The organism is Alkalibacterium iburiense, assembly GCF_039521845.1.
Taxonomy (GTDB): Bacteria; Bacillota; Bacilli; order Lactobacillales; family Carnobacteriaceae_A; genus Alkalibacterium; species Alkalibacterium iburiense.
On record NZ_BAAACW010000042.1, the window covers coordinates 12,875 to 23,345 of the forward strand.

A 10,471-nucleotide genomic window follows, 5' to 3' on the forward strand; every position below is an offset into this window, starting at 1 on the left:
TGCAATTTAAATGTTTCCTCTTCTTGTTTGGAAGAGAGTCTTTCAAATGTTTTGAAGTTTTTCTTATAATCTAGATTAATAATAACATGATTCTTTTTCAATTCCGGTGTATAGCACTTTCTAGCAATATTAAAGCCATATTTCTCTAAGAAGGAAACAGTTGACGTATTCTTTGATGAAGTGGCGGCCTGGAACTTTTTGGATTCAGACAAAGAGAATAACTCTTTGAATATCAGCATCCCAATTCCTTTTCTCCGTTTTTTAGGTTGAACATAGATATTTATGTATTCCCGATTTGGATGCATTTCGTTTTTAGATAAACTGCCTATCCCAATTACTTTTTCTTCATCGAAAGCTAAGGCAGTTTCAATTGCGGAATCTGCCCAATTCATGTGATAATTTTCTAATAAATGTAAGACCTGTTTTTCATATCTTTGTTCATAACTTTTTATCATATATCTTATCTCCTATTTGATTATATACAATCTTCAGATATAGAGTCTATCTTTGTACCTTCGGACCTTAACCCCCCTATATGGTAATGTTGATTGTTTAGCTTTGAACCATAAATGACCATCATTAAAATCCAATAAATACTGTTGATTTCTTTCTACAAATTCATTTTCTGTCATCTCATTTGAGACTATATACTCATTGGGTTTATTTAGATGAGAGTTCGATTGAAAACCTGCATAGTTCTCTAGTAAAGCTTTTATCTATCTTTAAATAATTCTACTTTAGATAACATAAAAACCTACTGTTCAGTAACTTTGGTCTTAAGCATAACTTAATAGGCTGTTTATTTCTATCTTATGTTTGGTATAAGATATGATTCTTCACTTAGCATTTGACTCCTAATCGTTTGAGTATATAACCTGATACAACAATTCAATAAATAATAACTGAAGTACAATAAAATTTTATGTTCTTAAAGTACACATTTTTTTGAAGATGAGCAAGATATATTGTATAGAAAAAAGCCCCACTCAGGAATAAGCTGTTCCCTAGTGAGGCTTTCGTCTTGCTATGGAGTTGAGGGGGCTCATCTGAACCCCTTCGAATCAAGGTTTAGAGTTATATAGTAATGGTTTTGGTAATGGTTTAGACTAAATATTCACGCATATGCCTATGTTTTATGAAACACATTGAATTTTTTACTAGCAATTTTTCGTACACTCGCTGGGCATCAATACCCGCATATTATTACTATACTGTATCAAAAATCTTTATTAATCTTTGAAATTTTAAAGTCATTATTCGAGATTTCCACACCGTTATTAGAAATACGCATGTAGGTAACGATTATGATAAATGTCTATACGAATAGTCTATATTTTGTAAAGTTTAGTTTGTTTTCATGATGCTATTTTATCTTTTACTTTACGTTATGCATTTCTTCTAACTGCTCTTCAATATTCTCTTGATTAACACCGGCTTGTAATAAAGCTGCGGCGGTATATGACCCTTCAACAACTGGTACATCATATATTTTAACGGTTTTATCGCTCATTTCCATTGCCATTTCCAGGTTCATTTTAGCACTACCTAAGTCATAGAAAGCTAATAAGTTTTTAGCTGAGCTATTATTAATCGCTGCTAAGGTTGTATCAAAACTTGTTCCTATTTCTTTAATATCGACTCCGCCAACCACTTGAACATCAACATCTGCTGCAACCTCTTTAATTAGACGATGAATTCCTTCAGCTATTTCATAGACATGAGAAACAATAATAATCCCTGTTTTTTCCATTATTCTGCCTCCGCTCTTAACATCGTGTGAAATAATAATCCTGAAGAATAAGCACCTGGATCGATATGGCCGATGGAGCGATCACCAACATAAGATGCGCGACCTTTTTTCGCTTTCAATGGCTTAGTGGCTTCAACAGCTTCGTCAATCAATTCATGCGTTAATTCACCATTTTCAACAGCTTCTACAACAGCTATCCACACATCCACCATCGTTTTATCACCTTGTTCTGCTTTTCCACGCATTTGAATGTTTTCTAAGCCTGTTTTTAAAATCTTGGCCCATTCTTCACCAGCTGTTTCAGCTTTCATCATTCCCATAAATGCCGATCCATAAAGTGGCCCAGATGCCCCACCTACTTTACTTAATAAATTTGTTGTAATTAATTTTAGTAACTCATTTAAAGTCTCTGGTTTTTGTTCTTCAATCGCCTTAACCACGTGTGCCATCCCGCGAGACATGTTATTTCCATGATCGCTATCTCCAATCGGTGTGTCTAATTGGGTTAAATAGTCTTTTTCATTTTGAATTTTTTCATTGAATAATTCCATCCAACGAATTCCCATATCTATATTCATTAAAATATATTTCCTTTCAGTTTTTAAAAAAATTACCAATTAATAGTATCAACAGTTGCTTTTAAGGCTTCCAGATAGAAGTCATCTTCTAGACGAAGTAGAGTTAAAGATAAACCTTGCATCTCTAATGATGTCATCAGATTTCCTACTTTTGAGAATTCAATCTCCAACTTATTATCTTTCATTTGTTTGTGAACATCATTTGCAAATACATATTGCTCCATTAGAGGTGTTCCACCTAAACCATTCACGATAATTGCAAAGCGATTGTTTGAGTTTGCTTCAAATTCTTCTAGTAATTTTGTAAGTAATTCATCAACTAAATCTTTTGAAGTTTGTAGCTTTTCTCGCCGGTATCCAGGCTCGCCATGAATCCCCACTCCGTACTCAATTTCGTCATCCGCTAATGTAAAACTTGGTTTACTACTTCCTGGCGTAGTCACTCCCGTTAAAGCTAATCCAATAGTTTTCATATTGGGAATTAAATTTTCAGCTAGTTCTTTAATTTCTTCAATTGACTGGCCTTTTTCAGCTGCATAGCCTAATATTTTATGGACAAATATCGTACCTGCTACACCGCGTTTTCCTTGTGTGTAGAGGCTGTCTTCGACAGCGATATCATCATCAACTACAATACTATCTATTTTAATTCCTTCCATCTCTGCGAGTTCCTGAGCCATCTCAAAGTTCATAATATCTCCTGAATAGTTCTTGATGACTAAAAATACACCTTTACCCTCGTCCGCTACTTTAATAGCTTCTAAAATTTGATCGGGCGTTGGAGAAGTAAAAACGGCTCCACAGACAGCTGCCGATAGCATTCCTGCTCCGACAAACCCAGCGTGCGCAGGTTCATGACCGCTTCCACCGCCTGAAACAATAGCCACTTTTCCCTTTTTATCGTGGGTTCGTTGTATGATTCCTGTTTCAGGAACTCTTTTAATTAATTCTGGATGGCTTAGTACCATCCCATCAATCATCTCATCAACAATGTTATCTGGATTATTTAAAATTTTCTTAATCATGTCTATGTCTACCCCTATCTTAGCTTTTCAGTTTTTTATTTTTTTCTTTATAGTCTCGACCAATCGCATCAGCTGCAATAATTGCCTGTGCAACAGCTTCAACTGTTATTTCAAACGGCATTGAGTGGATGGATTCTTCTGGGATACATGCTTTTTTAGCTACTTCTAAAATTTCATCATATTTCACTTCTTCAACATCCAAATCAGCTAAACATACTGGTAATCCAACAGAGATACTAAAATCTAACAGTTCGTTAATTTCTGATTTTGGTGCATTTTCAAGGACTAACTGTACAAATGTTGTGAAAGCAACTTGCTCACCATGGTAGTAGTTTCCAGGACCATCTAGAACAGTTAAACCATTATAAATCGCATGGGATGCTGCTAATCCTGCTGATTCAAAACCTAAACCAGATAATAAAGTGTTCGCTTCCACAATGTCTTCCAAGGCTGGAGTTACAATATTATTATCAGCCGCAATCTTTGCATCATAACCTTTTTCAAAAATGATTTCCAAACTTTTTTCGGCTAATGTCATGGCTGCAATGGTTCCTTTGGCTGGCCCTGTTGCCCCTGTATGATAACCATTTGGTAAACCAGCATTCACATTAGAGTTTGATCGGCGGGTTGCTCTCGCTTCGTAATAAGTAGCTAGGGTGTCTCCCATTCCCGCAACTAAAAATCGGCTTGGCGCTTGCGCAATAACTGTTGTATCCATTAGAACTACATCTGGGTTTTTAATAAAATAAGCATAGTCATCAAATTGATGATCAGCTGTATACAGTACAGCGGAGTGGCTCGTTGGTGCATCCTGAGCGGCAATCGTAGGACAAACAATCACATTGTGCCCATTTGCAACCACTTTAGAAGTATCTATCGCTTTTCCTCCACCTAAACCTACTATGACATCTGTCTCGTTTTCTTCTGCTATTTTTTTCAAGCGCTCGACTTCATCTCGTGTAGCTTCTCCACCAAAATCTGCGCGATACAGTTTAACATTAAATTTCTCTGCCGTCTTATCTAATTTATCTTGTACTCGATCAATATCTTCTTTATTTCCGATAACAAGGGCTGATTCTCCTAAAGATTGAATATAGAATCCTAAGTTTAATAATTCGTCTTCACCTTGAACGTACTTACTTGGACTAATAAATGCTTTTCTCATTGTCATTCCTCCTCGTATAATTTAAGCGCTTTCTTTGCTGCTAAATAAATATTAACAAGTAAGCGTTGTCAGTTCAACAGACAAAACCTATACTTTGTCCGCTTGGCTTTATATTTTCTGTAACGTATACTTTAGATAATAAATTACTTGCCACTCTTTAGTGAAGGAGTCTAAATAGATGGAACAAGAAACTAAAACGAAAAAAATTATTGCTTTAGCCTTTCAAGAATTAACAACTAAAAAAACAATCGAGAAAATCTCAATCACTGATATTATGAAGCAAGCTGGTTTCCGTCGCCAAACTTTTTATGATTATTTTGACGATAGATATGATTTAGTTACTTGGATTTTCTATTGGGAGTTATGTGAATCTATTTATCCGATTAAGACTTGGGAAAATTGGGAGGATATTTTGTGGCATCTATTAACTTATCTCGAATCAAATAAAATTTATTACAAAAAGATTTTTTTGAATATCAAACTAGATTCTTTTAAACAGTACTTTATTTACTCGATTAAAAATCTAGTTAACGAGTTGACAAATGATTACTTTAAAGATCAGACTCTTTCGCGAGATGAAAAACAATTAATCCAAACAGCAACTGATTTTTATAGCTATGGTTTATCTGAAAGCCTTTATCATTGGGTATTAGAGAATTGCGGACCAAACAGTCAGAAGTACCATGCAATGCTTGTCAAACTTGTAAAATACCAATTACAAATTGATTAACAATTTATTATTTTTATAGAATAAATGGAGTGATAAATGATGGCAGAATATATACTTTCTATTGATCAAGGAACAACTACGACTCGTGCTTTTATTATTGACCGGAAAGGAAATTACATAGGAACAGCTAGTCAAAAATTCCAACAAATTATTCCAAATCCTGGTTGGGTAGAACATGACCCGAATGTCATTTGGCAATCTGTTTGTAATGTAATAGAAGAAGTTACCCAAAAATCAGGAATTAGTTATTCTCAAATAAAAGCACTTGGAATAAGTAACCAGCGTGAAACGACCGTTGTCTGGGATAAAATAACAGGTGAACCTATTTACAATGCAATTGTTTGGAATTCTAACCAATCTTTGAATATTATTAATCAATTGAAATCTGTAACAAACGAAGAATATATTCATAAAAATACTGGACTTGTTATGGATCCTTATTTTTCAGCAAGCAAAATTCGCTGGATTCTAGACCACAATGAAGGATCGCAAGCAGAAGCTGAAAAAGGAAATTTACTTTTTGGAACAATTGACAGTTGGATTATCTGGAAACTAACTAAAGGGAAGTTACATGCTACTGATCATACCAATGCATCTAGAACGATGCTTTTTAATATTCACCGTTTAGAATGGGATAGTCACTTACTCGAACTCTTTAATATCCCAAGAGCCATGCTCCCTAATGTTTATCCAAGTTCTTTTTATTATGGAGAAACGGATTCAAGTTTTTTTGAAGGAGTAAAAATACCAATTAGTGGGGTAGCTGGGAATCAGCAAGCTTCATTATTTGGTCAACTCGCTTTCCAATCTGGACAAGTTAAAAGCACTTATGGTCAAGGTACATTTATTGTTATGAATATCGGCTCCAAAGCAAAATTATCAAATAATCGTTTATTGACAACAATTGCTTATTCAATAGACGGTCAAATTAACTATGCTCTGGAAGGCTCTGCTTTAATTTCTGGAAGTGCAATTGAATGGCTGAAAGATGGCCTAGAATTATTTGAGAACATTGAAGATTCTGAAACCTTGGCTCTTGAAGCAAACGAGAAATCTCCAATCTATGTTGTTCCAACCTTTCGAGGAATGGGAGCTCCTTATTGGGAACCTGATGTCAGAGGAGCTGTTCTAGGAATGGATGAACATACTGGAAAAAGAGAACTTGTTCTTGCTACATTTGAATCTTTAGCTTACCAGGTCAATGATATTATTGATTTAATGGAATCAGAAACAGAAATTGAGCTTGATGTTTTACATGTTGATGGCGGGGTTGCTCAAAATAATTTTCTTATCCAATTTCAAGCTGATATCCTTAATAAAACGGTAAGTCGTGTTGAACGTCTAGAAACAACAGGTTTAGGTGCTGCCTATCTCGCTGGATTAGCTGTTGATTATTGGAAAGATTTAAATGAATTAAAAGCTTTAGTGTCTGAGAGCGAAATTTTCCAACCAAATATGACCCAAATAGAACGAATGACAAAATTAAAAAGCTGGCATAACGCACTTAAAACTGTTCGATATTATTCCCAGTTAAATCTTGACTAGTTTTCCAATCTTTACTTGATAATTCGTGAAAATATAGTAGGAGTTCAACAAGAACATATAACTATTTATAATCTAGCCAAGAGAAAGATTTTACTCATCTACTCATTTTGACTCTCCTGTAGTAAGTCTTTATAAAAAGACTATGGATTTTAAAAAGATTCCATAGTCTTTGATGTTAAGAATATTAAATTTTCCGATTTTGAATTAGTTTACACGATTCTTTGTATCACCAGTTTTTATGACTTCTAGAGTAGAATCTAACCCAATATGTGGAATGAATAAGTAATCTCCTGACAACTCCACTGACAAAATACACGTTTAAGGAATTATAATTTGTTATAATTTGTTTTGTATTATACTAAATAAAATTAAATTTGATAGGAGCAGGAAAATGGAACATACAACTATATATACTTCTTCCCATGATGGCCAAAAGATATTTTTACGTATATGGGATCAAGTAGAAAAACCAAAAGGAATCGTTCAAATTATTCATGGAATGGCCGAACATTCTGCACGATATGAAACTTTTGCATATTTTTTGAATAAGAAAGGTTATATTGTTTATGCGGATGATCATCGCGGTCATGGGCATTCTTTAACAGAAGAAGAAGTTTTTGGGTATATTGGTGAGAATGGTTTTCAAAAAATTGTTAAAGATGAACAACTAATTTCTGAGTTGATAAAAAAGAAATATCCTCAACTGCCTTTATTTATTTTTGCTCATAGTTTTGGTTCATTTATCGGGCAGGAGTATATCATTCAAAATTCTGAAAAAATAGATGGGATGATTCTTTCTGGTTCAGCCAAACAAAATGGACTGGACGTAAAAATGGGAAGAATATTGGCTACCTTCCAAAATATGGTATTCGATAATAAAAAAGAAGCTAAATTGATTGATAAATTATCTTTTGGGTCATTCAATAAGAAGTTTCAAAATCAGACACCGACATCTAGTTGGTTAACAAGAGATGCTAAAATTGTGGATCAATATAAGAAAGATGAATTGTCTGGTTTCGTTTCTCCGATAAATTTTTACTATGAACTCTTCCACGCTTTTAAATTGCTATATCAAACAAAACGACTAGAAAAAATTGAAAAAGATTTACCCCTCTTAATTATTTCTGGTGATATGGACCCTGTTGGTAAGTATGGCGAAGCAGTTCAAGCATTATATGAGCAATATGTACAATTAGATTTGGAAAATGTAAAACTTAAGTTATTTAAAGATGCCCGGCATGAATTGGTAAATGAACTAAATAACGAGGAAGTGTTTTCTTACATAGATGACTGGTTGCAACAGCAGATAGAGAGTAATTAAACGTCAATTAAGTTATGCTTTTATAGTTTTAATTAATTCGAAGGATGAATAAAGATATGGTGTGTACACAATTAATTTTTTCCCTCGTAAAAAGAAAAACGGTATGCAGTGGCTTGTAGCCTGCATACCGTTTCAGTATATATTAGATATTGAATAGTGTCCGACTGTTTCACTACTTCTCTTCTTTGGTCACTACTCCAACAATACCTTTTATTTTGTTTGTAAGCTATGAATAGCTGGGTACCTGTGAGCCTTAGCGGCCTCCTGTTAAATTTGAGATATCTTAAGTACACAGGAGGTTTTATTTTGGAAAAGAATAAACAGTCTATCATACCGGTAACCCTGCATGATGATAAAACTGATCGCTAACACATTTCGAGGTTTCATTCACAGAAAATGGTGGCACATTTAAAAAATAGTCAGGCAGAGCTACTAGTTTATGAGGGAATCAAACCCTCGACCTTGTGAGTTCTCCTCGCGGAGTTGTCATTAAATGAAACTCGTTGACTTTACTCAAGTAGAGAATATTTTTATTGTGTGTGGAAAAACGGATATGCGCCGTCAAATTGACGGATTAGCTGCGACGATCACTGAAGAATATGATGTGGATGTTTATAACGACGCTCTCTTTCTATTCTGTGGTGGAAAGAAGGATCGGTTCAAAGCTCTTTATTGGGAAGGCGACGGCTTCCTTCTCTTATATAAGCGTTTAGAGAATGGGAAATTGAATTGGCCGCGTAACCAGAACGAGATTCAACAGTTAAGTGCACAACAGCTGCGTTGGCTGCTTGAAGGACTATCTGTTAACCAAAAAGTTTCTATAAAACCTGCGGTTAAAGGGAGTATAGCCTAAAAAACGAGAGAGAAATTGATAAAAAAATCAATGGCTCTCTCGTTTTCTTTTCCTGATTAATGTAAAATATAAGTACTATTTATGTGAGGAGAAGCAGACATGTCTATTAAGAGCGACAAACAGTTTGAAGTAATTATTGAAAAGTTGGACCAGCTATTAGAAGTCAAACAAACAACTGAATACCCTTATCGCTCAAAAAGAAGATGAGCTTTCCTTACAGAAAGAACAAATCGAATTTTTAACTCAGAAATTGTACGGCCCAAAGAAGGAAACGTTGAACGATGATTCCAACCAAGGCAACCTCTTCAACAATCGCCTTTTTAGCGAACCAGAGCAGACTGGTGACCAAAGCGACGAAGAAGAAGTTATAGTCACAACCGTTAACCGTCGCAAAAAACGTAAAGGGTTAAAAGACAAGCAGTTGTCTTCTCTTCCTACTGTTGACCACATTCATGAAATTGAGTCTTGTACGTGTCCAACATGTAAAGAAGGAATGAAAGAAATCAGCACACAACTCATCCGTCAGGAAGTTAAATTTATCCCGGCGAGAGTTGAAAACCACAGACATTTCCAGAAAACATATGCCTGCGCGAACTGTGAGAAAAGCGGAACGCGCACGCCTTTTGCAAAATCTGAAATTCCCAGACTTCCGTTAAATAACACAGCCGCTTCTGCGTCACTGATAGCAGAAACCATGTATCAAAAATTCGAGCAAAAAGTCCCTGGCTATCGCCAAGAGGCTTATTGGAATCTGCTTGGCTATCCAATCCCTCGGCATACCATTACGAACTGGCACATTAAAACGTCCCAGTATTATTTCGAAGCTCTGGTGGCTGTCATGCGACAAGAACTGTTGAACCAGAAGGTTCTACACGCCGACGAAACGACCTTCAAAGTACTGAATGACAAAGACCGCCAAAGGTCCTATATGTGGTTATTCAGTACCGGCAAATACAGTGAACGTGCCATACATATCTACAAGCTTGGTCCATCACGCAGCGGATCTGTCCCTAGAGATTTCTTAAAAAAGTACACTGGATTTCTACATAGTGACGGGTTCTCCGGGTACAATAATCTTCCAGGGATGACAATGATCGCCTGTCTGGCGCATATCAGACGGAAGTTCTATGACGCACGTCCACAGAACTATTCCAGTAAGAGTGTCGCTCATAAGGGAGTCACGCTGTGTAACGAGTTGTTTGCGTTGGATAAGTCCCTCAAGGACTTATCTGTTAGCGAACGGTATGACCAGCGCCTGGAATTAGTGAAGCCGAAGCTTGAAGCCTTTTTTGACTGGTGTGAATCTCTAACTGCGCATGGCAAACTTGGCACAGCGATCAACTATGCGCTGAATCAGAAAGAGCGGATGATGAACGTTCTGAAGGACGGCCGTCTCGTGCTGTCCAATAATCTAGCCGAACGTGGCATCAAGTCACTCGTTATGGGCAGAAATTATGTGTTGAAACTTGTTATGTGCTGAATCAGTCAATAACTCTAAAAAACG

The 10,471-nt window shown here is 35.8% G+C and carries 10 protein-coding genes; 5 read left to right on the forward strand and 5 right to left on the reverse strand.

From position 1 onward, the window contains the following. The 5 genes from ABDZ53_RS03715 to ABDZ53_RS03735 form a co-directional block, all read right to left on the reverse strand. On the reverse strand, positions 1 to 455 hold a 455-nt coding region (locus tag ABDZ53_RS03715; protein WP_343754111.1), incomplete at its 3' end, for a GNAT family N-acetyltransferase. Positions 456 to 1,375: 920 nt separating this feature from the next. Further along, complete coding sequence (dhaM, locus tag ABDZ53_RS03720; RefSeq protein WP_343754113.1) at positions 1,376 to 1,750, reverse strand: dihydroxyacetone kinase phosphoryl donor subunit DhaM; 375 nt, start codon at positions 1,748 to 1,750, stop codon at positions 1,376 to 1,378. Then, the gene (gene dhaL / locus ABDZ53_RS03725; protein ID WP_343754115.1) at positions 1,750 to 2,328 is read right to left on the reverse strand and encodes a dihydroxyacetone kinase subunit DhaL; all 579 of its coding nucleotides are present in this window, start codon (positions 2,326 to 2,328) and stop codon (positions 1,750 to 1,752) included. Before dhaL ends, dhaM begins: the two co-directional genes overlap by 1 nt. A 32-nt stretch (positions 2,329 to 2,360) precedes the next feature. After that, positions 2,361 to 3,350: a dihydroxyacetone kinase subunit DhaK gene (gene dhaK, locus ABDZ53_RS03730; RefSeq protein WP_343754128.1), complete on the reverse strand. Its 990-nt coding sequence runs from the start codon at positions 3,348 to 3,350 to the stop codon at positions 2,361 to 2,363. Between the two features lie 22 nt (positions 3,351 to 3,372). Then, entirely contained in the window at positions 3,373 to 4,518 is a 1,146-nt protein-coding gene (locus ABDZ53_RS03735; protein WP_343754117.1) for a glycerol dehydrogenase, read from the reverse strand. Between the two features lie 178 nt (positions 4,519 to 4,696). On the opposite strand from ABDZ53_RS03735, the gene dhaS reads away from it, so the two are divergent. The 5 genes from dhaS (at position 4,697) to tnpC (ending at position 10,447) form a co-directional block, all read left to right on the forward strand. Then, positions 4,697 to 5,248, forward strand: coding sequence for a dihydroxyacetone kinase transcriptional activator DhaS (dhaS, locus tag ABDZ53_RS03740; RefSeq protein WP_343754119.1), 552 nt, complete (start codon positions 4,697 to 4,699; stop codon positions 5,246 to 5,248). A 36-nt stretch (positions 5,249 to 5,284) separates the two neighbouring features. Then, positions 5,285 to 6,793 carry a glycerol kinase GlpK gene (gene glpK, locus ABDZ53_RS03745; protein WP_343754121.1) on the forward strand — a complete coding sequence of 503 codons (1,509 nt, stop codon included), beginning with the start codon at positions 5,285 to 5,287 and terminating at the stop codon, positions 6,791 to 6,793. A gap of 391 nt (positions 6,794 to 7,184) precedes the next feature. Next, a complete protein-coding gene (locus ABDZ53_RS03750) occupies positions 7,185 to 8,114 on the forward strand; it encodes an alpha/beta hydrolase (protein ID WP_343754123.1) in 930 nt (309 codons plus the stop codon). A 493-nt stretch (positions 8,115 to 8,607) separates the two neighbouring features. After that, positions 8,608 to 8,967: an IS66 family insertion sequence element accessory protein TnpB gene (tnpB, locus tag ABDZ53_RS03755; RefSeq protein ID WP_343754126.1), complete on the forward strand. Its 360-nt coding sequence runs from the start codon at positions 8,608 to 8,610 to the stop codon at positions 8,965 to 8,967. A 229-nt stretch (positions 8,968 to 9,196) separates the two neighbouring features. After that, on the forward strand, positions 9,197 to 10,447 hold the full coding sequence (tnpC, locus tag ABDZ53_RS03760) for an IS66 family transposase (RefSeq protein ID WP_343754130.1): 1,251 nt from the start codon (positions 9,197 to 9,199) through the stop codon (positions 10,445 to 10,447). Positions 10,448 to 10,471 lie beyond the last annotated feature (24 nt).

Excerpts from the sequence above, each read along its gene's own strand:
- dhaM (WP_343754113.1), bottom strand. The coding sequence starts at position 1,750 with ATGGAAAAAACAGGGATTATTATTGTTTCTCATGTCTATGAAATAGCT.
- dhaL (WP_343754115.1), bottom strand. The coding sequence starts at position 2,328 with ATGAATATAGATATGGGAATTCGTTGGATGGAATTATTCAATGAAAAA.
- ABDZ53_RS03735 (WP_343754117.1), bottom strand. The coding sequence starts at position 4,518 with ATGAGAAAAGCATTTATTAGTCCAAGTAAGTACGTTCAAGGTGAAGAC.
- dhaS (WP_343754119.1), top strand. The coding sequence starts at position 4,697 with ATGGAACAAGAAACTAAAACGAAAAAAATTATTGCTTTAGCCTTTCAA.
- glpK (WP_343754121.1), top strand. The coding sequence starts at position 5,285 with ATGATGGCAGAATATATACTTTCTATTGATCAAGGAACAACTACGACT.
- ABDZ53_RS03750 (WP_343754123.1), top strand. The coding sequence starts at position 7,185 with ATGGAACATACAACTATATATACTTCTTCCCATGATGGCCAAAAGATA.
- tnpB (WP_343754126.1), top strand. The coding sequence starts at position 8,608 with ATGAAACTCGTTGACTTTACTCAAGTAGAGAATATTTTTATTGTGTGT.